21 protein-coding genes are annotated in these 25,834 nt (G+C 63.8%); 15 read left to right on the forward strand and 6 right to left on the reverse strand.

The genetic code is table 11. The annotated features are described in order from the left end of the window. Positions 1 to 96 precede the first annotated feature (96 nt). The 6 genes from B0G77_RS09240 to B0G77_RS09265 all read left to right on the forward strand — a co-directional run bounded on the left by B0G77_RS09240 (position 97) and on the right by B0G77_RS09265 (position 5,784). Positions 97 to 759: a response regulator gene (locus B0G77_RS09240; RefSeq protein WP_133661867.1), complete on the forward strand. Its 663-nt coding sequence runs from the start codon at positions 97 to 99 to the stop codon at positions 757 to 759. A gap of 4 nt (positions 760 to 763) precedes the next feature. Next, on the forward strand, positions 764 to 2,065 hold the full coding sequence (locus B0G77_RS09245; RefSeq protein WP_133661868.1) for an ATP-binding protein: 1,302 nt from the start codon (positions 764 to 766) through the stop codon (positions 2,063 to 2,065). Positions 2,066 to 2,202: 137 nt separating this feature from the next. After that, entirely contained in the window at positions 2,203 to 3,702 is a 1,500-nt protein-coding gene (locus B0G77_RS09250; protein ID WP_133661869.1) for a DegQ family serine endoprotease, read from the forward strand. Positions 3,703 to 3,848: 146 nt separating this feature from the next. Then, on the forward strand, positions 3,849 to 4,346 hold the full coding sequence (locus B0G77_RS09255; RefSeq protein ID WP_133661870.1) for a carboxypeptidase regulatory-like domain-containing protein: 498 nt from the start codon (positions 3,849 to 3,851) through the stop codon (positions 4,344 to 4,346). A gap of 351 nt (positions 4,347 to 4,697) precedes the next feature. Continuing rightward, positions 4,698 to 5,006 (forward strand): DUF427 domain-containing protein, encoded by a 309-nt coding sequence (locus B0G77_RS44145; protein WP_243751113.1) that lies wholly within the window; start codon positions 4,698 to 4,700, stop codon positions 5,004 to 5,006. 34 nt (positions 5,007 to 5,040) lie between these two features. Then, positions 5,041 to 5,784 carry an SRPBCC domain-containing protein gene (locus B0G77_RS09265; protein WP_133661872.1) on the forward strand — a complete coding sequence of 248 codons (744 nt, stop codon included), beginning with the start codon at positions 5,041 to 5,043 and terminating at the stop codon, positions 5,782 to 5,784. An 84-nt stretch (positions 5,785 to 5,868) separates the two neighbouring features. Here B0G77_RS09265 and B0G77_RS09270 read toward each other — a convergent pair whose 3' ends face one another. After that, the gene (locus B0G77_RS09270; protein WP_133661873.1) at positions 5,869 to 6,912 is read right to left on the reverse strand and encodes a helix-turn-helix domain-containing protein; all 1,044 of its coding nucleotides are present in this window, start codon (positions 6,910 to 6,912) and stop codon (positions 5,869 to 5,871) included. Between the two features lie 211 nt (positions 6,913 to 7,123). Between B0G77_RS09270 and B0G77_RS09275 the strand changes: the two genes are divergently transcribed. Further along, a complete protein-coding gene (locus B0G77_RS09275) occupies positions 7,124 to 7,756 on the forward strand; it encodes a cysteine hydrolase family protein (protein ID WP_133661874.1) in 633 nt (210 codons plus the stop codon). Between the two features lie 99 nt (positions 7,757 to 7,855). Here the strand turns inward: B0G77_RS09275 and B0G77_RS09280 are convergent, their stop codons facing one another. Beyond that, positions 7,856 to 8,497, reverse strand: a complete 642-nt coding sequence (locus tag B0G77_RS09280) for a TetR family transcriptional regulator (protein WP_133661875.1) — start codon at positions 8,495 to 8,497, stop codon at positions 7,856 to 7,858. A 404-nt stretch (positions 8,498 to 8,901) separates the two neighbouring features. Between B0G77_RS09280 and B0G77_RS09285 the strand changes: the two genes are divergently transcribed. Genes B0G77_RS09285 through B0G77_RS09295 form a run of 3 tightly spaced genes read left to right on the forward strand, consistent with a single transcriptional unit; the run spans position 8,902 to position 14,911 of the window. Then, positions 8,902 to 10,161 carry an efflux RND transporter periplasmic adaptor subunit gene (locus B0G77_RS09285; protein ID WP_133661876.1) on the forward strand — a complete coding sequence of 420 codons (1,260 nt, stop codon included), beginning with the start codon at positions 8,902 to 8,904 and terminating at the stop codon, positions 10,159 to 10,161. A 15-nt stretch (positions 10,162 to 10,176) separates the two neighbouring features. Next, a complete protein-coding gene (locus B0G77_RS09290) occupies positions 10,177 to 13,386 on the forward strand; it encodes an efflux RND transporter permease subunit (RefSeq protein ID WP_133661877.1) in 3,210 nt (1,069 codons plus the stop codon). A gap of 10 nt (positions 13,387 to 13,396) precedes the next feature. After that, positions 13,397 to 14,911 (forward strand): efflux transporter outer membrane subunit, encoded by a 1,515-nt coding sequence (locus tag B0G77_RS09295; protein WP_133661878.1) that lies wholly within the window; start codon positions 13,397 to 13,399, stop codon positions 14,909 to 14,911. Positions 14,912 to 15,054: 143 nt separating this feature from the next. Here the strand turns inward: B0G77_RS09295 and B0G77_RS09300 are convergent, their stop codons facing one another. Further along, positions 15,055 to 16,491: a nucleobase:cation symporter-2 family protein gene (locus tag B0G77_RS09300; protein ID WP_133661879.1), complete on the reverse strand. Its 1,437-nt coding sequence runs from the start codon at positions 16,489 to 16,491 to the stop codon at positions 15,055 to 15,057. Positions 16,492 to 16,879: 388 nt separating this feature from the next. On the opposite strand from B0G77_RS09300, the gene B0G77_RS09310 reads away from it, so the two are divergent. The 3 genes from B0G77_RS09310 to fghA all read left to right on the forward strand — a co-directional run bounded on the left by B0G77_RS09310 (position 16,880) and on the right by fghA (position 20,477). Further along, positions 16,880 to 18,301 carry an FGGY family carbohydrate kinase gene (locus tag B0G77_RS09310; protein WP_133661881.1) on the forward strand — a complete coding sequence of 474 codons (1,422 nt, stop codon included), beginning with the start codon at positions 16,880 to 16,882 and terminating at the stop codon, positions 18,299 to 18,301. Between the two features lie 204 nt (positions 18,302 to 18,505). Next, positions 18,506 to 19,612 carry an S-(hydroxymethyl)glutathione dehydrogenase/class III alcohol dehydrogenase gene (locus tag B0G77_RS09315; protein WP_133661882.1) on the forward strand — a complete coding sequence of 369 codons (1,107 nt, stop codon included), beginning with the start codon at positions 18,506 to 18,508 and terminating at the stop codon, positions 19,610 to 19,612. Positions 19,613 to 19,622: 10 nt separating this feature from the next. Continuing rightward, positions 19,623 to 20,477: an S-formylglutathione hydrolase gene (gene fghA / locus B0G77_RS09320; RefSeq protein WP_133661883.1), complete on the forward strand. Its 855-nt coding sequence runs from the start codon at positions 19,623 to 19,625 to the stop codon at positions 20,475 to 20,477. Between the two features lie 111 nt (positions 20,478 to 20,588). Here fghA and B0G77_RS09325 read toward each other — a convergent pair whose 3' ends face one another. Genes B0G77_RS09325 through B0G77_RS09335 form a run of 3 tightly spaced genes read right to left on the reverse strand, consistent with a single transcriptional unit; the run spans position 20,589 to position 23,246 of the window. Next, complete coding sequence (locus B0G77_RS09325) at positions 20,589 to 21,371, reverse strand: metal ABC transporter permease (RefSeq protein WP_133661884.1); 783 nt, start codon at positions 21,369 to 21,371, stop codon at positions 20,589 to 20,591. Next, positions 21,364 to 22,311 (reverse strand): ABC transporter ATP-binding protein, encoded by a 948-nt coding sequence (locus B0G77_RS09330; protein WP_133661885.1) that lies wholly within the window; start codon positions 22,309 to 22,311, stop codon positions 21,364 to 21,366. Before B0G77_RS09330 ends, B0G77_RS09325 begins: the two co-directional genes overlap by 8 nt. Next, on the reverse strand, positions 22,308 to 23,246 hold the full coding sequence (locus B0G77_RS09335) for a metal ABC transporter solute-binding protein (protein WP_133661886.1): 939 nt from the start codon (positions 23,244 to 23,246) through the stop codon (positions 22,308 to 22,310). The genes B0G77_RS09330 and B0G77_RS09335 overlap by 4 nt, the downstream gene beginning before the upstream one ends. A gap of 301 nt (positions 23,247 to 23,547) precedes the next feature. Here B0G77_RS09335 and B0G77_RS09340 point away from each other — a divergent pair, with 301 nt between their 5' ends. Together B0G77_RS09340 and B0G77_RS09345 are read left to right on the forward strand one after the other, a co-directional pair. Then, positions 23,548 to 24,330, forward strand: coding sequence for an L-iditol 2-dehydrogenase (locus tag B0G77_RS09340; protein ID WP_133661887.1), 783 nt, complete (start codon positions 23,548 to 23,550; stop codon positions 24,328 to 24,330). A gap of 61 nt (positions 24,331 to 24,391) precedes the next feature. Next, complete coding sequence (locus B0G77_RS09345) at positions 24,392 to 25,714, forward strand: sugar ABC transporter substrate-binding protein (protein WP_133661888.1); 1,323 nt, start codon at positions 24,392 to 24,394, stop codon at positions 25,712 to 25,714. Positions 25,715 to 25,834 lie beyond the last annotated feature (120 nt).

Here is a 25,834-nt window from a genome sequence, read left to right on the forward strand (position 1 = left end):
AACCGCAAAAACGCACGGGCAAAGCGCGAGCGCACGTACGCCGCTGGGTCCGGAGGCTAGAATGCGTGATCACGAACGATTTGAAACGGTAGAGCGATGCGCATACTGCTTGTCGAAGACGACCGGATGATTGCCGAAGGCGTGCGCAAGGCGCTGCGCGGCGAGGGCTTTGCCGTTGACTGGGTGCAGGACGGCGAATCCGCGTTGAACGCGGTGTCAGGCGAACCTTACGATCTCGTGCTGCTGGACCTGGGTCTGCCGAAACGCGATGGTCTCGATGTACTGCGTTCGCTGCGTGCCCGCGGCCTGGCGATTCCCGTGTTGATCGTCACCGCGCGCGACGCGATCGCGGATCGCGTCAAGGGACTCGATGCCGGTGCCGACGATTACCTCGTCAAACCCTTCGATCTCGACGAACTCGGCGCCCGCATGCGCGCGCTGATTCGGCGCCAGTCGGGCCGCAGCGATTCGACGATCCGCCACGGCCGGCTCACGCTCGATCCTGCGGCACATCAGGTCACACTCGAAGGTGCGCCGGTCGCCTTGTCCGCGCGCGAATTTGCGCTGCTCGAAGCGCTGATGGCGCGGCCGGGGGCGGTGCTGTCGAAGAGCCAGCTCGAAGAAAAAATGTACGGGTGGGGTGAGGAGATCGGCAGCAACACGGTTGAAGTCTATATCCACGCGCTGCGCAAAAAGCTTGGCGCGGACGTGATCCGCAATGTGCGCGGTCTCGGTTACATGCTCGCGAAGGATGTCTGAGCTGATGCGCTCGATTCGCCGTCAACTGCTGTTCTGGCTGCTCGCAATCGTGCTTGCCGGGGTGGGCATCGCGGGCTGGCTGATCTATCGTCAGGCACTCGCCGAAGCGAACGAATTGTTCGATTATCAGTTGCAGGAGATCGCCGCCGCGCTGCCCGCCGAGCCTTTTTCGCAGGTGCTCGGCTCCCAGGATACAGGCGACGAAGGCATCGTGCTGCAAATCTGGAATCGTAACGGCATGCTGATGTATTACTCGCATCCGCGCGCGCCGCTCGCGCCACGCGCCGAACTCGGCTTCACGACGGAGCACACCGATCGCGGCGACTGGCGCGTGTACGGTGCGATCGTCGGCGATAACGTCGTGCAGCTGGCACAACCGGTTTCGGTGCGCAACCGGCTCGCGGCGAACGTGGCGCTGCGCACCTTGTGGCCGCTGATTGTCCTGCTGCCGTTACTCGGTCTGGCGGTGTGGATCGTCGTCGGGCGCGGTCTGAAGCCGCTGCGGCGCGTGACGGATGCGCTCGATACGCGTCATCCCGAAGCACTCGATCCGTTGCCGGACCGACGCCTGCCGCAGGAAGTCCAGCCGCTCGTACACGCCCTGAATGGACTGCTGGAGCGGCTTGCCACGGCACTCCATACGCAGAGGGCGTTTGTCGCCGATGCTGCGCACGAATTGCGCACTCCGCTTGCTGCATTGCAGATCCAGTCGCAACTCGTCGCCCGCGCGCGCGACGACAGCTCGCGTCAGGAAGCGCTCGATGATCTGCAGGCGGGCGTTACGCGCGCGACGCGTCTTGCCGAACAGCTCCTTGCCCTGGCCCGCGCCGAACCCGATGGGCGTGTCTCGACAACGGCACTGGACCTGCATGCGCTTCTCGACGAATGTGTGGTGGCATGCGTGCCGCTCGCGCAGCAGCGCAACGTCGATCTCGGCATCGACACAAATGAACCAGCGACCGTGACCGGTGACGCCGAAGCGCTGCGTGTCATGTTCAACAATCTGCTCGACAACGCGACGAAATACACCCCGGCGGGTGGGCGGGTCGATGTGAGCCTCAAGGTCGAGGGCGGCCGTCCGGTCGTGCGTATCGCCGACGCGGGGCCGGGCATTCCGGTTGAGGAGCGCGAGCGTGTCTTCGACCGCTTCTATCGCGTCGGCGCAGGCGCAAACCGCGTACGCACCGACGTCGCGGGCAGCGGTCTTGGGCTCGCGATCGTCAAACGCATCGCGCTTCAACACGAGGTGCAACTGACGCTGGGGGAATCGGCGGCAGGCGGCCTGCTTGTGACCGTGCGGTTCTGATTTCCCGGGGGTGAAAGACCTTCCGCAGGCAGAACGGGAAAGGGTTTTCGGGTCGTAGCAAGTTTAAGACTCCTTTAAGCGATGCCGCGTACGCTTCGAATCAATTCTGGAGCACGTCTTCCCGTCAGGAGTACACGATGACAGCAAAAATCCTCTCCCGCAGTGCAGTTGCCGTGGCCGTTGCCGTCGCATTGTCGGCGGGCTACATAGCGGGACATCGCAACGTTCCGACGCCCGAAATCATCACACCGGTGCAAGCGGCGATGATGCCGGCCGAAGCCGCCGCGAAGACCGGGATTCCCGATTTCTCCGGCCTCGTCGAAACGTACGGCCCGGCCGTGGTCAACATCAGCGCGAAGCACGTCGTCAAACAGACTGCGCAACGCAGCGGTAACGGCGCGCAGTTGCCGATGGATCCAAGCGATCCGCTCTATCAGTTCTACCGTCACTTCTTCGGCGGTATCCCCGGTCAGGGTGGTCCCGGCGCGGGCGGCGACGATCAGCCGGACACACCGAGTGCGAGCCTCGGTTCCGGGTTCATCATCAGCGGCGACGGCTACATTCTGACCAACGCGCACGTCGTCGACGGCGCTAACGTCGTCACCGTCAAGCTGACCGACAAACGTGAGTTCAAGGCGAAGGTCGTCGGGGCGGACAAACAGTCCGACGTCGCCGTACTGAAAATCGAAGCGGGCAACCTGCCAACCGTAAAGATCGGCGATCCGCGTCAGAGCAAGGTCGGCCAATGGGTCGTCGCAATCGGCTCGCCGTATGGTTTCGACAATACGGTGACCTCGGGCATCATCAGCGCGAAGTCGCGTTCGCTGCCGAATGAAAACTACACGCCGTTCATCCAGACTGACGTGCCGGTGAACCCGGGAAATTCTGGCGGTCCGTTGTTTAACCTGCAGGGCGAAGTGATCGGCATCAACTCGATGATCTATTCGCAGACGGGTGGTTTCCAAGGCCTTTCGTTCGCCATCCCGATCAGCGAGGCAATGAAGGTCAAGGACGACCTCGTCGCGACGGGTCACGTCAGCCGTGGACGTCTCGGTGTTGCCGTGCAGTCGGTGAACCAGTCGCTTGCCAACTCGTTCGGTATGAAGACGCCGCAAGGCGCACTGGTGAGTTCGGTCGATTCCAGCGGACCGGCCGCGAAGGCCGGATTGCAACCGGGCGACGTGATCCTGTCGGTGAACGGCACGCCGGTGGCCGACTCGTCGGATCTGCCGTCCCAGGTGGCCAGCCTGAAGCCGGGCACGTCGGCCGACGTCCAGGTCTGGCGTGACAAGGCGACCAAGACTCTGAAGGTGACGATCGGTGCGCTGTCGGATGCGAAGGTCGCATCAAAAGATACGCCGGCCGAGGAACAGGGTCGCCTGGGGGTTGCGGTTCGGCCGCTGACACCTGAGGAAAAGAGCAGTGCGTCCCTGTCGCACGGGTTGCTGGTTCAGCAGGCGGGTGGTCCGGCGGCGAGCGCTGGCATTCAGCCGGGCGATGTGATCCTCGCCGTCAACGGCCGTCCGGTGACGAGTATCGACCAACTGAAGCAGATGGTTGCCAAGGCGGGCGATAGCATTGCGCTCCTGATCCAGCGCGACGATGCGCAGATTTTTGTGCCGGTCGACCTCGGTTGATGTAAAAAGTACAGGGTGGCGCCGGTTAGCCCGGCGCCACGGATTGCACCGATTGAGGCTGTGCCTGTCTCGACGCTGGGGCAAGCCGACAGGCACGGAGCTTGCGGCCTCTCGTTTTCTGCACGAACCATAACAGGAACGATGCCATGAAGACAGAAGGTACACAGGGAAGAATCCTGACGGTGGCCGTGGCTGCGGCGCTGGCACTCGGTCTCGCGGGCGGCGCGTATGCGCAGCAGGCGAGCGACACCACGGGCGGCACCACGACCGACAACACGAGCGCGGGTAATACCAACGGCGGCGGCATGCCACAGGTTCAGCAGCAAGGCGACGTGTCGTTCGTCTCGGGCGGCGTCGGGCTCGATGAGTCGAGAGCCTTACAGGCCGCACAGAGCCAGTGGCCACTGTCGCTGCGCTTCACCGGCCCGGCTTCCAACTTTCTAGCGAACGTTCATGTCCGGATTGTCGACGCGCAAGGCGGCGACGTGCTGACCGCAACGTCGCGCGGCCCGTTCATGCTGGTGCGGCTGCGGCCTGGCCGCTATTCGGTCCATGCGGCGTACGAAGATCGCGAGCAGACCAGGACGGTCAGCGTGCCGCCCACGGGCACGGCCCGGGCGTCCTTCTACTGGAATACCCAGTGATACCCTGGTTAGCGCAGGGAGGCCGCACATTCGGCCGGAGTTTCGCCGATAATAAAGCCACGGGCAAGCCCCGTGGCTTTTTTCATGGAGCCGCGCCGCTTGCCGGAAAGCGCACGCGCGGCGCGACAGCGGGGTTGGAGCCTGGGCTGCCGCGCGGTTCCCAACCGCACCACGGAGCTGGACATGACGGCCAACGCCCCGGCAGGCAACGGAAGTCCCGACGAGGACGAAGCCCCTGACGGGCGGGGTGCGGTGCGCTCGTCCGCTCCGGGACAACCCTCAGCCGATGCCGCAGCGCATGGCGCGGCGGGCGGCGGTCATCGTGTCGAGGTTGCCGCCAACCGTCATCGCGTGCGTGTGATTCATCTGGGCGTCACCGTGGCCGACACCCAAGCCGCGCTGACCTTATCCGAAACTGGCCTTCCCGACGTGTTCTATTTCCCGCGTGCCGACGTCAACATGGCGCGGCTCGAGCGTTCTGCGCATACCTCCCGATGTCCGTTCAAAGGGGAGGCGTCCTACTATCACCTGTTGACCGAAGAAGGCGTCGTCGAAAACGCCGTCTGGACTTACGAGACACCGCTCGACTCCGTCAAGCAGATCAAGGGCTATCTGGCGTTTTACGTGTCGCGCGTCGACCGCATCGATCAGACTTCTTGATCCCGCGGGCCGCGTGTTTATCGGGGAGGCCGTCATGGAACTAAACAACGCTTTGCGGATTCCGCTTGAACCCTCGGCCGTATGGGACGCCCTGCAGGATCTTGCGCTTTTGCGCGCGAGCCTCGACAACTGCGAGTCGTTCACCCGGCTGGCGCACGGCGAATATGCGTTGACGATGACCGTGCCGCTCGGGCCCCTGCGTGCGCATTACGACGTGCGCGCCCATGTCGTGAGCCCGGACGACGTGCAGTCCGAGACCATGCACCGCATGCTCAACTTCAAGGCCCGGGCGGAAGGTGTCGGGGCGTTGCGCGGACAGATGGAAGTGCGCCTGCGTGCGGACGATCAGGGGAGCGGCCCAACCAGGCACGCGCACACGCGGATCGACTATTCAGTATGGGCCACGCTGACCGGCCCCCTGACCCAGCTGCCCGCACGTCAGATCGAAAACGCGCTGCATGAACTGGCGGACACTTTTTTCACCGAATTCTGCGCGGTTGTGCAGGCGAAGCACGGTCGCGGACCGAATCGCGTGCATGGCACGCCGAACCGGCGCCAGCATGTATTCTTGCGGCCGGTCAATCTCAGTGCGATGGCGCGCCGGGTGCGGCCGCACGATCATGGCGCGCTGACCGGCCGGGCGGCCAGCTCCCTGCTGAGTGCGCGCGCGTCGCATCACGAGCATGACCCGCATGCCGTGCCGAACTGGGCATGGGCGGGAATGATCTTCTTCGTCGCGATACTGCTTTATCTGGCGCGCTGGTTCAGCCAGGGCTGAAAGGCCGGGCGCGGCGGCTTCCCCGGCCGCCGCGTTGAGTGCCGCCGATATTTCCCGACCGCTTTTCCTTCATCGCGCCGCTCGTCACGCGCCGTGAAACTCACGTCTGTAAGCTGACGGCGACGTTCTGAACGCCTCGGCGAAATGCTGACGTAGCGACGCCGTCGAGCCGAAGCCTGCGATGCCGGCGATCGCATCCACCGATTGATCCGTAGTCTCGAGCAGTTGCTGCGCGCGCGCAAGGCGCTGCGCGAGTAGCCACGCGCCGACGGTCGTGCCGGTCGACTGCCGGAAGCGGCGCGTGAGGGTGCGCCGGCTCATCAGGGCGCGCCCGGCGAGCGAGTCGAGTGTGTGCGGCTCGTTGAGGTTGCTGCATACCCAGTCGAGCAGTCCGGCCAGGCGGTCGCCGTGCACATTCGCCGGCACCGGCTGCTGGATGTACTGCGCTTGACTGCCCTGGCGATGCGGCGGTACGACCAGCCGGCGCGCCACATAGCTCGCGGTCTGCGCACCGCACCGCTTGCGCAGTACGTGCAGGCAGCAGTCGAGACCGGCAGCCGTGCCGGCCGAGGTCAGCACCTCGCCGTCGTCGACATACAGCACATTGGGATTGAGCTTCACCTTCGGATAACGGCTCGCGAAGTCTTCTGCCCAAGCCCAGTGGGTGGTAGCCGGACGGCCATCGAGCAAACCTGCCGCCGCCAGCACGTACGCGCCCAGGCACAGCCCGACCAGTTGCGTGCCACGCGCGTGCGCTGCGCGCAATGCGTCGAGCAATGCAGCGGGCGGAGGCTCGTTCGGGTCGCGCCAGCTCGGCACGATGATCGTGTCGGCGTCGGCGAGTGCGTCGAGACCATGCGGGGCAGAGATCGAAAAGCCCGCGGTAGTCGACAGCGTCCCCGGCTCGGTCGCGCAGACGCGAAAGTCAAACGCTGGCACGCCGCCGTCGCCACGGTCTTCGCCGAACACGACGCAGGGCACGGAAAGATGGAACGGACTGATGCGGTCGAAGGCGACGACGGCGATGACGGGCCTCGTATCGACATCGGCAACGCCCGCACGAGGAAGCTGGGACGGCCGTGGTCGAGCGCCACGATGGGAAGCAGAACCGGAAACCGGGGTGGGCATCGCAGGCTCCCTGATGTGAAGTAGCAGGCAGGAAGAACCGGCCGCGGACAATTTTCGAAAAGTACCATTGGCCCGATTCTATCGAAAATTGTCATTCGGGTCACTGTCGGTCTCACTGCAGAAAGCGAAGAATGCGCTCATCGCTGCTGCACGGGAAAGGACCGAACGACCGGTGCGTGGCGAGCCCTTGAACCAGAGAAGGAGTTTCGCCATGACTACGCCCCGCCGCGCCCTGATCGTCATCGATGTGCAGAACGAATACGTCACCGGCGACCTGCCGATCGAATATCCGCCGGTGCAGGTTTCACTCGCGAACATCGGCCGGGCGATGGACGCTGCGCGCGCAGCATCAGTGCCGGTCGTCGTCGTGCAGAATCTGGCTCCGGCTACTTCGCCGCTCTTCGCGCGCGGCACGGAAGGCGCGGAATTGCATCCGGCCGTCGCGTCGCGCGAGCGCGACCATCTCGTGACGAAAACGTTGCCGAGCGCTTTCCCGGAAACGGACCTCGCCGCCTGGCTCGCGCTGCATCAGGTCGACACGCTGACGGTCGTCGGCTACATGACCCACAACTGCGATGCGTCGACGATCAACCATGCGGTGCATTCGGGACTGACGGTCGAATTTCTGCACGACGCGACAGGGTCGGTGCCGTACGAAAACAGCGCGGGCTTCGCGAGCGCGGAGGACATCCATCGCGTGTTCAGCGTCGTGCTGCAATCGCGCTTTGCTGCGGTCGCCAGCACGGATCATTGGATCGAGGCCCTTGCAGCGGGCCAGCCGCTGGAGCGCGGCAACATCTACACGTCGAACCAGACCGCGCGCGCAACGCGAAGAGCGGCCTGAGACGGGACGCGCCGCCTAGGCGACGCGCGATGATGCAAAGAAGGCAGAAACCGGAAGGTTTCCGCCTTGTTTGTCAGCACAGAGGACTAACCCGCCGGATCAGTGGGGCGCTGAACGCAAGGCGGGACTCAGGCGCAGCATGTCGAATATGCCTTTGACCATCTGCTCGGCGTGTTTCTCGAAGTCGAGCGCGCCAGGCAGGAACAGCATGTCGCGCAGAGCGCCGCCGACGAACGCATGCAGCATCGACGTCGCCCGTGCGGTATCGAGATCCGCCGGCAACTGGCCTTTCGAGATCGCGTTGCGCAGGCCGCCCTCGATACTCCTCAGCGCGTCGCGCATGCTGTTCTGATTGCGCGCCATGACCGGGCCCATCTCCTCAACGAATTCACACTTCAGAAAGAGGATATCGAACACGCGCCGACGGCGCGGATCGTTCGCGGTATCGCGCAGACAAACCGTGCAGATCTCCATCAGGCGCGCGAGCGGATCCGCCTCCCCGGGATCGAGCGAGGCCGCCTTGAGTTCGTCGAGCGGGAGCAGCACGCGATCGAACATCGCGGTGAAGAGTTCGCCCTTGTTGGCGAAATGCCAGTAAATCGCCCCGCGGGTCACGCCCGCTGCCTGGGCGATGTCGGCCAGCGACGTGCGCGATACACCCTTCTCGAAAAACACCCGCTCCGCGGCATCGAGGATGCCGTTGCGTGTCTCCAACGCCTCTTCCTTCGTTCGTCGGACCATATCTGTATGATCTACTCTCGCTACGGGTTGACCCTGAGCTTATTAAACGCGCCAGGTAACAATCCGTTCAATAGTTAACCGATTTGCGAACTGATCTTGCAGACCGCGCTGTTTCGGCGTGATGAACCGTCTTTTACGTGCATTCACGAATGTATATATAATAGCACCCCATCGATCGAATAGCCCAAGCGGTGTCGACCGGTTAATATCCGACACTGTTGTCTTTTAAACGCTTGCGAACCGCCTGAAACGGCGTCGCAGTGCGGCATTTCCCGGTTTGGCGCATTTGCCCTAGGCCGTTTTGGGCTATCGATCAGGCGTCTTCTGACGCATGCGTGCGCTGTCATCCCCGGGGTAGGGATGCGCGCACTTTTTCATTCTCAGTCTTTGACAGAGGTCGCTCCATGCGCGTCGAACGGGTTCCATTCCGCTTAATCAGTGCCGCGACGGCTGCCGTATTTCTTGCAGCATGCGGACCAAAACAATCGGCACCTCCGCAACAGACGCCCGAAGTCGGCGTCGTAACCGTCCAGCCGTCGGCAGTTCCGGTCACCAGCGAACTGCCGGGCCGTACCAGCGCCTACCTCGTCGCGGAAGTCCGCGCACGGGTGGACGGCATCGTCCTGAGGCGCGAGTTCACGGAAGGCTCCGAGGTCAAGGCCGGCCAGCGTCTCTACAAGATCGACCCGGCTCCGTATATCGCGACGCTGAACAACGCGAAGGCGTCGCTTGCGAAGGCGCAGGCAAATCTCGCTTCGACCTCCGCCCAGGCAGCCCGCTACAAGGTGCTCGTCGCGGCCAACGCCGTCAGCAAGCAGGACTACGACAACGCCGTGGCCTCTGAAGGGCAGGCGGCAGCAGACGTCGCCGCCGGCAAGGCCGCGGTCGACACCGCGCAGATCAACCTCGGCTACACCGATGTGACGTCGCCGATCACCGGCCGCATCGGCAAATCCGCGGTGACGCCGGGCGCCTATGTGCAGGCGAGCCAGGCGACGCTGCTCTCGACGGTCCAGCAACTGGATCCGGTCTACGTCGATGTGACGCAATCGAGCCTCGACGGCCTGCGGCTGCGCCGTGAGATCCAGGAGGGGCGTCTGAAGACTAACGGCCCCAATGCCGCCAAGGTCACGCTGATCCTCGAGGATGGCAGGAAGTATCCGGAAATCGGCAAGCTCCAGTTCACCGACGTGACCGTCGACCAGACCACGGGTTCGGTCACCGTCCGCGCGATTTTCCCGAACAAGGACCGTGTGCTGTTACCGGGCATGTTCGTGCGCGCAAGCATTGAAGAGGGGGTGAACCAGAACGCGCTGCTCGTGCCGCAGGTTGGCGTGACGCATGACCAGAAGGGTCAGCCGACCGCGCTCGTCGTCGACCCGGATAACAAGGTGGTGTTGCGCCAGATCGTCGCGTCGCGCACGTACGGCCAGAACTGGGTCGTCGATGACGGCCTGAATCCGGGTGACCGCGTGATCGTTCAGGGCACCGAGAAGGTCCGCCCCGGCGCGTCCGTGAAGCCGGTCCCTGCACAACTGCCCCCCGCCCCTGCCTCCGCTACGGTCGCTCAGGGTGCCCCGGCGGCCAGCGGTGCGCAGACGGCCCCCCAGGGGGACACGCCTCACAACGCACAAGCTGCCTCCGCTGCATCGGGCGCGCAATAACAGGGAGCCCGCTTCATGGCAAAGTTCTTTATCGATCGCCCGATTTTTGCATGGGTGATCGCCATCATTCTGATGCTGGCGGGTCTCGCGTCGATCTTTACCTTACCGATTGCGCAATACCCGACCATCGCGCCGCCGTCCGTGCAGATCAGCGCGACGTACCCGGGCGCCTCGGCGAAGACGGTTGAAAATACCGTCACGCAGGTGATCGAGCAGCAGATGAGTGGTCTCGACCACCTGCTGTATCTGGCGTCGACGTCGGATGACTCCGGCACCGCCACGATCACGCTGACGTTCGCGGCCGGCACCAATCCGGACATCGCGCAGGTGCAGGTGCAGAACAAGCTGCAGCTCGCGACGCCGCTTCTGCCGCAGGTCGTGCAGCAGCTTGGTACGAGGGTCACGAAGTCGAGCAGCAGCTTCCTGCTGGTGATGGCGTTCGTGTCCGAAGACAGCAGCATGAACAAGTACGACCTGGCGAACTACGTCGCGTCGCACGTGCAGGATCCGATCAGCCGTATTGACGGCGTGGGCACGGTGACGCTGTTCGGTACGCAGTATGCGATGCGGATCTGGCTCGACGCGACCAAGCTGAACAACTTCGGTCTCACGCCGGTCGATGTGCAGACCGCGTTGCTCGCACAGAACGTTCAGGTGGCGGGCGGCTCGCTCGGCGGCACGCCGTCGGTGCCGGGTCAGATGCTGCAGGCGACGATCAGCGAAGCCACGCTGCTCAACACGCCCGAGCAGTTCGGCAACGTGCTGCTGAAGGTGAATCAGGACGGCTCGCAGGTGCGCATCAAGGACGTCGCGCGCATCGAGCTCGGCGGCGAAAACTACAACTTCGACACGAAGTACAACGGCGCGCCGACCGCGGGCTTCGGTATCCAGCTGGCGACTGGCGCAAATGCGCTGGCCACGGCCAAGGCCGTGCGCGCAAAGGTCGACGAACTGTCGAAGTACTTCCCGCACGGTCTGGTGGTGAAGTACCCGTATGACACGACGCCGTTCGTGCGCCTGTCGATCGAGGAAGTGGTCAAGACACTGCTCGAAGGCATCGTGCTGGTGTTCCTCGTGATGTACCTGTTCCTGCAGAACCTGCGCGCCACGCTGATCCCGACGATCGCCGTGCCGGTGGTGCTGCTGGGCACGTTCGCGATCATGGGCATAGTGGGTTTTTCGATCAACGTGCTGTCGATGTTCGGGCTTGTGCTGGCGATCGGTCTGCTGGTGGACGATGCGATCGTGGTGGTGGAAAACGTCGAGCGGGTGATGGCGGAGGAGGGGTTATCGCCACGCGAGGCAACCCGCAAGGCGATGGACCAGATTACCGGCGCGTTGATCGGCGTGGCGCTCGTGCTGTCGGCGGTGTTCGTGCCGGTGGCGTTTTCCGGCGGTTCGGTCGGCGCGATCTACCGGCAGTTCTCGCTGACGATCGTGGCGGCCATGGTGCTGTCCGTGCTGGTCGCGTTGATTCTGACGCCGGCGCTGTGCGCGACGATCCTCAAGCCGATTCCGAAGGGCCATCACGAAGAGAAGAAGGGCTTCTTCGGCTGGTTCAACCGGACGTTCGAGAAAAGCCGCGACAAGTATCACGTCGGCGTTCACCACGTGATCAAGCGCTCGGGCCGCTGGCTCATCATCTACATGGTGGTGATTTTCGCGGTCGGGCTGCTGTTCGTGAAGCTGCCGAAGTCGTTCCTGCCGGATGAAGACCAGGGCACGATGTTCGTGCTGGTGCAGACGCCGGCCGGTTCGACGCAGGAAACGACCGCACGCACGCTGAAGAACGTGTCCGACTATCTGCTCACCACCGAGAAGAGCATCGTCGAATCGACCTTCACGGTGAACGGCTTCAGCTTTGCCGGTCGCGGGCAGAACGCGGGTCTCGTGTTCGTGCGGATGAAGGACTATTCACAGCGCCAGCGGGCGGACCAGAAGGTGCAGGCGCTCGTGGGCCGGTTGTTCATGCATTTCGGCAGCTACAAGGATGCGCTGGTGTATCCGGTGAATCCGCCGTCCATTCCTGAACTGGGCACCGCAGCGGGCTTCGACTTCCAGCTGCAGGACCGTTCGGGTGTCGGTCACGAGGCGCTGATGGCCGCGCGCAACCAGTTGCTGGGCATGGCCGCCAAGGATCCGGTACTGGCGCAGGTCCGTCCGAACGGCCTGAACGACACGCCGCAGTTCAAGGTGAACATCGATCAGGAGAAGGCTTCGGCGCTCGGCGTATCGTTGACGACCATCGACCAGACGTTCTCGATCGCGTGGGCATCGCAGTTCGTGAACAACTTCCTCGATACCGACAGCCGGATCAAGAAGGTGTATCTGCAGGGTGACGCACCATTCCGGATGACGCCGGAGAACCTACACGACTGGTACGTGCGCAACTCGGCGGGCGGCATGGTGCCGTTCTCCTCGTTCGCTTCGGGCGCCTGGACGTTCGGTTCACCGAAGCTGGAGCGCTACAACGGTATTTCGTCGGTGGAAATCCAGGGTGCCGCGGCGCCTGGCAAGAGTACCGGCCAGGCGATGACGGCGATCGAAGCCATCGCAGCGAAGCTCCCGGCAGGCATTGGCTACGAATGGACGGGTCTGTCGTTCCAGGAGCGCCAGTCCGGTTCGCAGGCGCCGATCCTGTACGGCATCTCGATTCTGGTCGTGTTCCTGTGTCTCGCCGCGCTGTATGAAAGCTGGTCGATTCCGTTCTCGGTGATCATGGTGGTGCCGCTCGGCGTGATCGGTGCACTGCTCGCCGCGACGCTGCGCGGGCTCGAGAATGACGTGTTCTTCCAGGTGGGTCTGTTGACCACGGTGGGGCTGTCGGCGAAGAACGCGATTCTGATCGTGGAATTCGCCCGCGAGCTGCAGCAGTCGCAAGGCATGGGGCCGATCGAAGCGGCGCTCGAAGCATCGCGTCTGCGGTTGCGCCCGATCCTGATGACGTCGCTCGCGTTCATTCTTGGCGTGTTGCCGCTCGCCATCAGTAACGGTGCGGGTTCGGCAAGCCAGCACGCGATCGGTACCGGCGTGATCGGCGGGATGTTGACGGCGACCTTCCTCGCCATCTTCATGATCCCGATGTTCTTCGTCGTGATCCGCGCGAAGTTCGGTGGCGAGAAGGAAGACCCGGATGCAGCGCTCGATCACTACAACCAGCACCACCCGGACGACCCTGAAGGTGGGGCGGGCGGCCATGGCTCGGGCAACGGGTCTGCGAGCTAAGGACATTGAGATGCAAAAACATTCTTTGATTGCAGTCGCGGTTGCGCTTTTCGCCGCGGGCTGCACGATGGCGCCGAAGTACGAACGCCCGGCCGCGCCCGTGTCGGACAGCTTCCCGACGGGTGGCGTCTACGCGACCCAGCCCGTCGCGGCGGCGGGCGGCCTGAGCGCGAACGGCCAGGCGGCAACGGATATCGGCTGGCGTGACTTCTTCGCCGATCCGCGTCTGCAAAGACTGATCGAGATCGCGCTGAAGAACAACCGTGATCTGCGCGTGTCGGTGCTGAATATTGCGGCGTCGCGTGCGCAGTATCAGATCACGCGCGCACAACTGTTCCCGACGCTCGAAGCGGCGGCGTCGGAAACCAAAACGCGTACGCCGAAGGATCTGACGTTCTTCGGCAATACGATCTCGACCGAGTATTCGGTCGGCCTCAACGCTTCGTGGGAAATCGACTTCTTCGGCCGGATCCAGAGCCTGAAGGATCAGGCGCTGGCGCAGTATCTGGCTACGGCACAGGCGCGCAAGGCGGCGGAAATTTCGCTCGTGTCGTCGGTGGCGGACCAGTATCTGACCGTGCTGGCCTTTGACGATCTGCTGAAGGTTACCGAAGGCACGCTGAAGATCGCGCAGGATTCGTACAACCTCACCAAGCTGCAATTCGATACGGGCACGGGTTCCGAACTCGACCTGCGTCAGGCACAGACGGTGGTCGAGCAGGCCACGGCGAGCATGCAGTCGGAGGCGCGTCTGCGGGCGCAGGCGGAAAACGCGCTCGTGCTGCTGGTCGGCGAACCACTGCCTGCGGATCTGCCGCCCGGCATGCCGTTGAACGACCAGAATCTCCTCGCGGATATTCCGGCCGGGTTGCCGTCGGATCTGCTGCAGCGTCGTCCAGACATCATGGAAGCAGAAGAGAACCTGCTTGCTGCCAATGCGAACATCGGGGCGGCGCGCGCGGCGTTCTTTCCGAAGGTTTCGCTGACCGGCAATTTCGGTACGCTGAGTCCGTCGCTTGGCGGTCTCTTCAAGGCGGGTTCCGCGGCATGGTCGTTCGCGCCGCAGATCACGTTGCCGATCTTCGAAGGCGGCGCGAACAAGGCCAATCTCGATCTTGCGCACGTGCAGAAGAACATCCAGATCGCGCAGTACGAAAAGGCGATCCAGACGGCTTTCCGCGAAGTCGCCGATGGTCTCGCGGCACGTGGCACGTACGACCAGGAAATTTCGGCGCGTGAACGCAACACCTTCGCTGAGCAGCGCCGCTTCGAGCTGTCGGACCTGCGCTACAGGAACGGCGTCGACAGCTATCTGTCGGTGCTTACCGCGCAGAACGATCTCTATCTCGCGCAGCAGACGCTGATCACCGCGCGTTTGAACCGGCTCACGAACCTGGTCGATCTGTACCAGTTCCTGGGCGGCGGCTGGATCGAGCGGGCTGGCGAGCAGCCACGTCCGGCCGATGCACCCGTCGACTACGGCGCAGCGAGCGCGCCTGTTGCCGCTTCGGCGCCGGCGGGCTGACAGATCGTCGTCATCCAGTAATCGGGCAGGCAGCATTCGCCGGATCACTGGATCGCAGGCAGAAAAAAACGCCACGGGAAGCCGTGGCGTTTCTCATTGGCGCGTCGCGCGACGGGGATCGCGCGGTGTACTACGAGCCGTCTTCAGTGCGCGTCCGCGGCACGTGCTTCGAACTCGTGGCTCGTGCGGAGGGCGTCGTCCCTTGCCGGCTGATCGCCCGGCGTGCGGCCGTCGAAATCATGGCCTGTACGGCGGATATCGTTCTTCGCGGCGCGTTCACCCTTCACGCCGTTGAAGATCAGGTTCAGCACGACCGCGGACACCGACGCAAGCAGGATCCCGCTATGGAGCAGCGGCGAGAGAGCCGGCGGCAGCTTCGAGAAGAAATGCGGTGAGACGACCGGCACGAGGCCGAGGCCGATACTCACGGCGACGATGAACAGGTTGTGATGGTTCTTTACGAAGTCGACCTTCGACAGCACCTTGATGCCGTTTGCCGCGACCATCCCGAACATCACGATGCCCGCGCCGCCGAGCACGAACGCCGGTACCGACGCCACCACCTGCGCCATCTTCGGAAAAAGGCCAAGCAGCACGAGGATCACGCCGCCCATCGCGCAGACGAAGCGGCTTTTCACGCCCGTCACGCCGATCAGCCCGACGTTCTGCGAGAACGAGGTATGCGGGAACGAGTTGAAGATGCCGCCGATCAATGTGCCGAGACCGTCGACGCGCAGACCGCGCACCAGTGTCTTCTGGTCGACCGGCCGGTCGACCATGTCGCCGACCGCGAGGAACATGCCGGTCGATTCGATGAACGTGACGAACATCACCGTCACCATGGTCGCGATCGACAGCGGATCGAAGTGCGGCAGGCCGAAGTGGAACGGCATCACGAAGCCGACCCATGGCGCGCTGGTTACGCCTTCCATGTTCACACGGCCGAGCAGGGCTGCAACCACGAAGCCCGCGACGATACCAAGGAGCACGGAAATATTCGCGATGAAGCCCTTGCCGAACTTGTTGATCAGCAGAATCAACGTGAGCACGATGAGAGACAGTCCAAGGTAGACAGGATTGCCGTAATCCGGATTGCCGACGCCGCCCGCCGCCCAGTTGATCCCGACCTCCATCAAAGAAAGTCCGATCACTGAAATCACCACGCCGACCACGACAGGTGGAAAGAACCGCAACAGCTTGCCGATCGCAGGCGCGAGGAAGATGCCGACGATGCCGGCTGCAATCGTCGAACCGAAGATGTCGAGAATGCCGAGCGACGGATTGGTGCCGATCGCGACCATCGGGCCGACGGCCGCGAACGTGCAGCCCATGATCACCGGCAGACGGATGCCGAAAATCCACAGGCCGAGCGTCTGGATCAGCGTGGCGATGCCGCACGAGAACAGGTCGGCGCTGATGAGAAAGGCAATCTGCTCTTTCGGAAGCTTGAGCGCGGCGCCGATGATGAGCGGAACCGCAACCGCTCCGGCATACATGACGAGCACATGCTGAATGCCGAGCGTCAGCAACTGGCCTGCCGGCAGTCGCTCATCGCACGGGTGAACCGTGTTCGATTGCATCTTGTCTGTCTCCACATCTCGTTTTCGGGATGGCTCCAAGGTAGGTGGAACGAAAAGATGCAACAAGACCGCTGGAGCCTATTCCGGGCTTCCCGACGACGATATGGGTAGCGCGCGTTTGAAAGCCAATCGAAACACGTGCTGTGGCCGAAATGCCGCCAGGCCCCGTGTCGTGGCGCACGGCTGTCATGCGCGCACACGGACGGCATCGCGTGATATGTGTGAAAATTGATGCAGCGTATTCGCGGCAGCACATAGTGTCGTTTTGACACGGCCTGTGGCGTGCCGGGGTTAACCCGCGAGTCGCGCGTTTCAGTGCCTCTCCGGCACGCTGCCGGATATCGTCAAATTCGGGTGGTCACCATCCGTCAAACTCATACTATTGCCCATGCGTTTTCTCGGCATCGACCTCGGCACCGGGTCACTGAAACTGGCAATTGTCGACGAGGAGGGACGCGAGCGCGCCGCGGCAAGCGTCGCGTATGCGATCGAAACGCCACGTCCTGGATGGGCCGAAACGTCCGTCGAGACATGGTGGCGCGCGCTGTGCGAAGCGTCGGCCCGACTGCCCGCCGAAGAGCGCGACGAGGTCCGCGCGATTGGTTTCTCCGGGCAGATGCACGGTGTCGTGCTGACCGATGCGCAAGGGCAGCCGGTGCGGCCCGCCATGCTCTGGCCCGACACGCGCGCGCTTGCGCTGCTCGATGCGTGGCCCGAACCGCAGCCGAATCCCGTAGCGCCAGGCATGGCCGGTCCCTTGTTGCGCTGGATCGCGGTCCATGAGCCGCAGTCCGCACAGGCGACGCGCTGGGCGTTGCAACCGAAAGACTGGCTGCGCGTGAGACTCGGCGGCGCGGTGTTGACCGATCCATCCGATGCATGTGCGACCGCGCTCGCCGATCCGGCAGGCGTATGGGATTCCGCGCTGCTCGACAGGCTTGGTTTGCCGCATGAGTGGTTTGCACCATTGGCGCCGTCGTATGTGGCGGGCGGCACCTTGTCCGGCGAGGCGGCGACTGCGCTGGGTCTGCGTGCCGGAATCGTGCTGGCGACAGGTGCCGCCGATACGCCGTGCGCTGCGCTAGGCAGTGGTCTGACGCGCGACGGCGACGCGCTTCTCACCACCGGCACGGGTGGGCAGATCGTCGTCCTCGCATGCGATGAAGCGGACGCGGCGCAGGGTTTGCATCGCTATCGCGCGGCGACCGATCACGGGTACCGGATGGCGGCGATGCAGAATGTCGGCGTCGCGCTGGAGACGGTACGCGGCTGGCTGTCATACGAATGGCCGGATGCCTATCGCGATGCGTTCGTCGACAACGCGGTGGCCGGTCTCACGTTTCTCCCGTATCTCACTGGCGAACGTTCGCCGTGGCTCAATCCTTCGGCGCGCGGCGGCTGGCTCGGCCTTGCACTCGGTCATACACGCGGAACAATGATGCGTGCCGCTTTCGAAGGCGTCGCGTTTTCGCTGCGTGCGGGGCTCGATGCGATCCGTCGCAGCGGGGCTCATGTGACGACGCTGCGGCTCGCGGGCGGTGGTTCCGTCGATGCGCGCTGGCGGCAACTGCTTGCCGATGCGCTCGATGTCGAACTGCATGCGGTCGATTGTCCCAACGCAGCGGGGCGCGGTGCTGCGATACTTGGCGGGCTCGCGAGCGGACACTGGCATGCTTCCGATCTGGCCGTCCTCGCGCCAGCGACAACGCGCGTTGCCGGCCCGTCAGGCGACACAGCGCTGGCTGACCGCTACGCACGCTTCCTCGATCTGTACGCGCGGACGGAGACCTGGTTCCCTGTGCGTGATTGAACAACGGGATGTCGCGTGCAGTCAGCGACGCGGCCAATGGCACAACGACCGGCGACGCAATTTCGCCGATGATGATGGGCGTCCGGCACAGCGCCAGCGCATCACCAGGCTCAGGCGCGCGCCACCAACAGGATTCGCAACACCCGGCGCGACCAGCATGCACTGATCGTTCCGCGAATTGATGGACTCAAAGGAGCATTTACGATGAAGACAAAAGCAGCAATCGCATGGAAGGCCGGCGCGCCGTTGACGATCGAAGAGGTCGATCTCGAAGGACCGCGTGCGGGCGAAGTGCTGATTGAGGTGAAGGCGACGGGCATCTGCCACACCGACTACTACACGCTGTCGGGCGCGGACCCGGAAGGCATCTTCCCGGCGATTCTGGGTCATGAGGGTGCGGGTGTCGTCGTCGATGTCGGTCCCGGTGTCGGCACGCTGAAGAAGGGCGATCATGTGATTCCGCTCTACACGCCGGAATGCCGCCAGTGCAAGTTCTGCCTGTCGCGCAAGACCAACCTGTGTCAGGCGATCCGCTCGACGCAGGGCAAGGGCCTCATGCCCGATGCGACGTCGCGCTTTTCGATCGACGGCAGGCCGCTGTTTCATTACATGGGCACGTCGACGTTCTCGAACTACATCGTGGTGCCGGAAATCGCGGTCGCGAAGGTGCGTGAAGACGCGCCGTTCGACAAGATCTGCTACATCGGCTGCGGGGTGACGACGGGCGTCGGCGCCGTGGTGTATTCGGCGAAGGTCGAGGCGGGCGCGAATGTCGTCGTGTTCGGTCTGGGCGGCATCGGCCTGAACGTGATTCAGGGCGCAAAGATGGTCGGTGCCGACAAAATCATCGGTGTCGACCTGAATCCAGGCCGCGTCGAACTGGCGAAGAAGTTCGGCATGACGCACTTCATCAACCCGAACGAAGTCGAGAACGTGGTCGACCACATCGTGCAATTGACGGATGGCGGCGCGGACTACTCGTTCGAATGCATCGGCAACACGAAGGTCATGCGTCAGGCGCTCGAATGCACGCACAAGGGCTGGGGCCAGTCGTTCATCATCGGGGTGGCGGCAGCGGGCGAAGAAATCAGCACGCGGCCGTTCCAGCTGGTGACGGGCCGCGAGTGGAAGGGCTCGGCTTTTGGTGGCGCGCGCGGCCGCACCGACGTGCCGAAGATCGTCGACTGGTACATGGAAGGCAAGATCAATATCGACGACCTGATCACGCACCGTCTGCCGCTCGAACGCATCAACGAGGGCTTCGAGCTGATGAAGAAGGGCGAGTCGATCCGTTCGGTCGTGATGTATTGAGGAGCGCCAGATGCTCGAACTGCTGAATTCTCACGCGTGCCACGGCGGCGTGCAGCGGATTTACCGGCACGAGTCGCAAGCCATCGGTCTGCCGATGCGTTTTGCCGTGTATCTGCCGCCGCAGGCGATGCAGGCAAATCCGGATCGCGTGCCCGCGCTGTTTTACCTTGCCGGCTTGACGTGCACCGAGGAGACCTTTCCGATCAAGGCGGGCGCGCAGCGCTTTGCCGCGCAGCACGGCATCGCCCTGATCGCGCCGGACACGAGTCCGCGCGGTGCGGGTATTCCGGGCGAGAGCGCGGCATGGGACTTCGGCGTGGGCGCGGGCTTCTATGTCGACGCAACAGAGGCGCCGTGGTCGAAGCACTACCGCATGTACTCGTACGTGCGCGACGAACTGCGCGAGACGGTGCTGGCGAATCTGCCAGTCGACGGCGGGCGTCTCGGTATCTTCGGGCATTCGATGGGCGGGCACGGGGCGCTGACGCTGGCGCTGCGCAATCCGGACATCTATCGGTCGGTGTCGGCGTTCGCGCCGATTGCCGCACCGATGCGTTGTCCGTGGGGCGAGAAGGCGTTCAGCGGTTATCTGGGCGACGATCGCAACGCCTGGCGGCAGTACGACGCGAGCGAGCTGGTCGTAAGCGCATCGCACAGGTTCGCGGAAGGCATTCTGATCGATCAGGGCCTGGCAGATCAGTTTCTTGCCGAGCAACTGAATCCGGAGGTCTTCGAGGCGGCATGCCGCGCCGCGGGCCAGCCGCTTACGTTGCGTCGTCATGAAGGCTACGACCACGGTTACTATTTCATTCAGACCTTCATCGGAGATCATGTCGCGCATCATGCCAGGGTATTGCTGGCGTGATTCTTCGCGCTTGATGTGAAACGGGGCGCCGGATCTTGTCCGGCGCCCCGTTTTTTTCCTGGGGCCGGCACGAAGCAAGGCCCCTGGCCGACGTCGGTGCCAACCTCAACCTCAACGTCGACCCAACAGACTCCCCCCGTACACCAGCGCCGCGAGCGCGGTGATCCAGAAGCTCGTCGGCCAGTCGGTGTAGAACGCGAGCGTGACACCGAGCCACGCCTGTGCGAGCGCGAGCAACGCCGCAAGGACGAGCCCGGTGGAGAGCCGCGTCGTGAGGTTCTGGGCGGCTGCCGCAGGCCCGACCATCAACGTGAAGACCAGCAGCACGCCGACGATCTGCGTGCATGCGGCCACGGCCAGCGCGGCAATCGCGAGAAACAGCACCGACACGAGCCGCAGTGACACGCCTTTCGCTTCCGCGAGTTCCGGCTGCAATGAAGCGAACAGCAACGGCCGCATGATGGCCGCGAGCGCCAGCAGACTCACCACGCCGAGCGCTGCGAGCACCCCGAGCGTCGAGCTGTTCACGCCGAGCACATTGCCGAACAGCAGCGCCGTGACCTGCGTCGCGTACGCGGTGAAGAAGTGCAGAAACAGCAACCCGAAGCCGAGCGACAGCGACAGGATCACGCCGATCGCCACATCGCGCCCCGCAAGACGCTCACCGAGCGCGCCCATCCCGACGCCGGCTGCGAGCGTGAAGCCGATCATGCCCCAGATCGGCGAAATGCCGACCAGCACCGCGCCGGTCGCGCCGGTGAAGCCGACGTGCGAGAGCGCGTGACCGGCGAATGTCTGTCCGCGCATCACGAGGAAATAACCGACGACGCCTGCCAGCACCGCGACGATCCCCGACGCCGCGAACGCGTTCACCATGAAGTCGTATTCAAACATCGTGCGTATGTCCGTCGCGGTGTGAATGGTCTGGCTGGCCGTGCGAATTGGAATGTGAACGTGCGTGTCCGTGACCGTGCAGGTGCGCATCGCCGCCGTGGTCATGCTCGTGATCGTCTTCGTGCTCGTGATCGTGTTTTTCGACTTCGACGTCGCCCGACATCACAAAAATGCGGCCGTTGACGCGCATCACATCGATCGTGGAGCCGTAGAGCCGCGACAACACCGGCTTCGTGATGACTTCATCCACGGTGCCTAGCGCCGCGACGCCGCTGCCGAGATACAGCACGCGATCCAGTGCGTGAAGCAGCGGGTTGAGTTCATGCGCGGAGAACAGCACGGTGATGCGCAGCTCCTGCTGCACCCGCCGCACGAGTTCGACGACGCTCTTCTGATGATGCGGATCGAGACTGATCAGCGGTTCGTCGAGCAGCAGGAGACGCGGGTTGCCCAGCAGACATTGCGCCAGCAGCAGGCGCTGGCGCTCGCCGCCCGACAGCTCCGATAGCGGCCGTCCAGCCAGCTCGCGAGCGCCAACGAGCTCGAGCACGCGATCGACCTCGCTGCGTGCAGCCGCGCTGTGATGCGGCAGACCCCAGCGATGCCCGTCCGCGGCCATCGCGACGAAATCGCGTCCACGCACCCGGCGGCCCGCCAGCGCGCTGCGCGTCTGCGGCATGTAGCCGATCGACGGATTGCCCCGCACGACCGGTTCCCCGAGCACTCGGATTGCCCCGCCCGCGGCGGGCACAAGGCCCAGTATCGCGCGCATCAGCGTGGTCTTGCCCGCGCCGTTCGGTCCGAGCACACCGATGAACTCGTTCTGGTTCAGGACGAGACTCGTATCGCCGAGAATCGTGCGTCCGCCCAGCTCCAGCGTGACGCGTTCGAGTTCGAGTACGGGAGCGAAGCGGGGTGCCGCTGCGCCAGTCGATGTCATTGCGTGTTTCCTTTGCCCGCGTCGCCAGCGGCGAGCGCTTCACCCAGCTCGTCGAGCTGCGACAGCATCCACTGCTGGAAGGTCTTGCTGGCCGGCTGCGTTTCGGTGACGCTCACCGTCGGCACGTTCGACTGCTGTGCGAGTTTCAGCATACGTTTGGTCAGCGCCTCAGTTGCCTGGCTGTTATAGATCAGCACGCGCACGCGTTTCTCGCGCAGATCGCGCTCGAACGCGGCGATGTCGGAAGCACTGGCTTCCGTGTTGTTCATTGCCGCCAGCTGGAAGCGCTGGTTGCGCATCTCGAGACCGATTGCATCCGACATGTAGCCGAACACCGGCTCCGTCGCCGTCACCGGCAGATGAGCATAGCGCGTGCGCAACCCGGCGACCCTGGCGTCGATCGGCTTCAGCGAATCGAGAAACTTCGCGAGGTTCGCATCGTACGCCGGTTTGTGCGACGGGTCAGCCGCGACGAGCGCCGCGTTCACCGCGCGCGCCACCGCCGGCATCGTCGACGGCGCGTACCACAGGTGCGGATTGTCGCCGCTCTTCTTGCCGGTGAGGTCGGCGGCGACAATCACCGTGCGCTTCGCATTGTTCGATGCCGCAAGCAGCTTCGCCATCCACGGATCGTAGTCGGCGCCGTTGTAGACGACAAGGCTCGCGTTCTGCAGCGCGCGTGCCGTCTTCGGGCTGGCTTCGAACAGGTGAGGATCCTGATCAGGGTTGCTGAGGATGCTTGTCACGTCGACCCGGTCGCCGCCTAGCTGGCGTACCACGTCGCCGTAGAAATTCTCCGCTGCGACAACCGGGATCTTCGCATCGGCGGCAAAGGCAGTCTGGCCGAGCGCCAGCGCGAGCGCGCCGGCCGCCAGATACTTCGACAGGGCGTGCACGGGGCGCGCACGGTTCCATAGAGCACGGAGGGTCGTCATCGTTTGTCGGGTCCTTGAAAGATGGGCCGCCTTGTCGGGCGCGTTTCTGTGCCGGGCTGGCACGAGAGCGAAATGATATAACGTATCGCAAAAGTTTGACACTGCGATGCAACCTTGCCGCCTCCCGCGCCCTCCCGTGAGGTGCGGACAAGCGCTGCCGCGCTGCACCATCGAAATCCTGCATTCCGCCTTGACATGACCCGATGCGTATCCGATCATTCGATCACAAAGAGAGCAATTGTTCGCGCAACGAGCGTTCGCTCACTGCGCAGCTTGCAGAACGAACGAACCGGAGACATCTGTGGCAGGACGATTACAGGACAAGGTGGCGATCCTGACCGGCGCAGGCAGTGGAATCGGCGAAGCGGTCGCGAGGCGCTATCTGGAAGAAGGCGCGCGCTGCGTGCTGGTCGACGTGAAGCCGGCAGGCGAGTTCGCGCAGGCACTTGCCCAAAGCCATGGTGACCGCGTGCTGACGGTTTCCGCCGACGTCACCCGTCGCGACGACATCGAACGCATTGTGTCGGCCACCCTCGAGCGGTTCGGCCGGGTCGACATCCTCTTCAACAACGCGGCGCTTTTCGACATGCGCCCGCTCCTCGACGAATCCTGGGACGTGTTCGATCGCCTGTTCACGGTCAACGTGAAGGGCATGTTCTTCCTGATGCAGCGCGTCGCGCGGCATATGGTCGAACAGGGGCAGGGCGGCAAGATCATCAACATGTCATCGCAGGCGGGACGGCGCGGCGAAGCGCTCGTGTCGCACTACTGCGCGACCAAGGCGGCCGTACTGAGCTACACACAGTCGGCGGCGCTGGCGCTCGCGCCGCACAGGATCAACGTGAACGGCATTGCGCCGGGCGTGATCGATACGCCGATGTGGAAAGAAGTCGACGCGCTCTTCGCGCGCTATGAAAACCGTCCGCTGGGCGAGAAGAAGCGCCTGGTCGGCGAAGCCGTGCCGCTCGGCCGCATGGGCGTGCCGGACGATTTAACGGGCGCGGCGCTGTTTCTCGCTTCGTCCGATGCGGACTACATCACCGCGCAGACGCTCAACGTCGACGGTGGCAACTGGATGAGCTGATCGACACAACAACCGCCAGCAGCATCACTCGAAGAACGACTAATCCAGAAGGAGACACTTCATGAAACCCGCTTTCCAGACCGCGCTCAAGGCGCTAGGTGCGAGCACCGTCGCATGCGCCGCGTTGAACGCATCGGCGGCGACGGTGACGATCGCCGCCCTCAACAACCCGGACATGATTGAGCTGAAGAAGCAGTCGTCCAACTTCGAGAAAGCGAATCCGGACATCAAGCTGAACTGGGTGATTCTCGAAGAAAACGTGCTGCGCCAGCGCGCCACGACCGACATCACGACCAACAGCGGCCAGTTCGACGTGATGATGATCGGCACGTATGAGACGCCGCAATGGGGCAAGCGCGGCTGGCTCACGCCGATCACCAACCTGCCCGCTGACTACGATCTGAACGACGTCGTGAAGACGGCCCGCGACGGTCTGTCGTACAACGGCTCGCTGTACGCGCTGCCGTTCTACGTCGAAAGCTCGATGACGTTCTACCGCAAGGACCTGTTCGCGGCGAAAGGCCTCAAGATGCCCGACCAGCCGACCTATGACCAGATTGCACAGTTCGCCGACAAGCTGACCGACAAGGCCAACGGCATCTACGGTATTTGCCTGCGCGGCAAGGCTGGCTGGGGCGAAAACATGGCGTACGTGACGACGCTCGTGAACACCTACGGCGGCCGCTGGTTCGACGAAAAGTGGAACGCGCAGCTAACGTCGCCGGAATGGAAAAAGGCGGTCACGTTCTACACGGATCTGCTGAAGAAAGACGGCCCGCCGGGAGCCAGTTCGAACGGCTTCAACGAAAACCTGACGCTGATGTCGTCGGGCAAGTGCGGCATGTGGATCGATGCGACGGTGGCTGCCGGCATGCTGTTCAACAAGTCGCAATCGCAGGTGGCCGACAAGATCGGCTTCGCGCCCGCGCCGATCGCCGTGACGCCGAAGGGCTCGCACTGGCTGTGGTCCTGGGCACTGGCCATTCCGAAGTCGTCGAAGCAGGCCGATGCGGCGAAGAAGTTCATCACCTGGGCGACATCGAAGGAGTACATCGAGCTCGTCGCGAAGGACCAGGGCTGGGCATCGGTGCCGCCGGGCACGCGGAGTTCGACTTACGCACGTCCGGAATACCAGCAGGCCGCACCGTTTGCCAGCTTCGTGCTGAAGGCCATCGAAACGGCCGATCCGAACAATCCGACGCTGAAGCCCGTGCCGTACACCGGCGTCCAGTTCGTCGGCATTCCGGAGTTCCAGTCGTTCGGCACGGTGGTGGGTCAGAGCGTCTCAGGCGCAGTGGCCGGACAGCTGGCAGTCGATCAGGCGCTCGCAGCCGGACAGGCCACCGCGGACCGCGCGGTGCGCCAGGCGGGTTACCTGAAGTGACATCGAGTTCGACGTCGATCCCGACGCCGCCCTCGACGTAGAGCGCCGGCTGACATCCCCATGTCAGCCGGACGACGGCAGTGCAGCGGGTCGCCGAAGCCTCGCAGCCCGCGCTTTACC

Source organism: Paraburkholderia sp. BL10I2N1 (assembly GCF_004361815.1).
Taxonomy (GTDB): domain Bacteria; phylum Pseudomonadota; class Gammaproteobacteria; order Burkholderiales; family Burkholderiaceae; genus Paraburkholderia.

Coding starts and splice junctions, on each gene's coding strand:
- B0G77_RS09240 (WP_133661867.1), top strand. CDS start 97: ATGCGCATACTGCTTGTCGAAGACGACCGGATGATTGCCGAAGGCGTG.
- B0G77_RS09245 (WP_133661868.1), top strand. CDS start 764: ATGCGCTCGATTCGCCGTCAACTGCTGTTCTGGCTGCTCGCAATCGTG.
- B0G77_RS09250 (WP_133661869.1), top strand. CDS start 2,203: ATGACAGCAAAAATCCTCTCCCGCAGTGCAGTTGCCGTGGCCGTTGCC.
- B0G77_RS09255 (WP_133661870.1), top strand. CDS start 3,849: ATGAAGACAGAAGGTACACAGGGAAGAATCCTGACGGTGGCCGTGGCT.
- B0G77_RS09265 (WP_133661872.1), top strand. CDS start 5,041: ATGGAACTAAACAACGCTTTGCGGATTCCGCTTGAACCCTCGGCCGTA.
- B0G77_RS09270 (WP_133661873.1), bottom strand. CDS start 6,912: ATGCCCACCCCGGTTTCCGGTTCTGCTTCCCATCGTGGCGCTCGACCA.
- B0G77_RS09275 (WP_133661874.1), top strand. CDS start 7,124: ATGACTACGCCCCGCCGCGCCCTGATCGTCATCGATGTGCAGAACGAA.
- B0G77_RS09280 (WP_133661875.1), bottom strand. CDS start 8,497: ATGGTCCGACGAACGAAGGAAGAGGCGTTGGAGACACGCAACGGCATC.
- B0G77_RS09285 (WP_133661876.1), top strand. CDS start 8,902: ATGCGCGTCGAACGGGTTCCATTCCGCTTAATCAGTGCCGCGACGGCT.
- B0G77_RS09290 (WP_133661877.1), top strand. CDS start 10,177: ATGGCAAAGTTCTTTATCGATCGCCCGATTTTTGCATGGGTGATCGCC.
- B0G77_RS09295 (WP_133661878.1), top strand. CDS start 13,397: ATGCAAAAACATTCTTTGATTGCAGTCGCGGTTGCGCTTTTCGCCGCG.
- B0G77_RS09300 (WP_133661879.1), bottom strand. CDS start 16,491: ATGCAATCGAACACGGTTCACCCGTGCGATGAGCGACTGCCGGCAGGC.
- B0G77_RS09310 (WP_133661881.1), top strand. CDS start 16,880: ATGCGTTTTCTCGGCATCGACCTCGGCACCGGGTCACTGAAACTGGCA.
- B0G77_RS09315 (WP_133661882.1), top strand. CDS start 18,506: ATGAAGACAAAAGCAGCAATCGCATGGAAGGCCGGCGCGCCGTTGACG.
- fghA (WP_133661883.1), top strand. CDS start 19,623: ATGCTCGAACTGCTGAATTCTCACGCGTGCCACGGCGGCGTGCAGCGG.
- B0G77_RS09325 (WP_133661884.1), bottom strand. CDS start 21,371: ATGTTTGAATACGACTTCATGGTGAACGCGTTCGCGGCGTCGGGGATC.
- B0G77_RS09330 (WP_133661885.1), bottom strand. CDS start 22,311: ATGACATCGACTGGCGCAGCGGCACCCCGCTTCGCTCCCGTACTCGAA.
- B0G77_RS09335 (WP_133661886.1), bottom strand. CDS start 23,246: ATGACGACCCTCCGTGCTCTATGGAACCGTGCGCGCCCCGTGCACGCC.
- B0G77_RS09345 (WP_133661888.1), top strand. CDS start 24,392: ATGAAACCCGCTTTCCAGACCGCGCTCAAGGCGCTAGGTGCGAGCACC.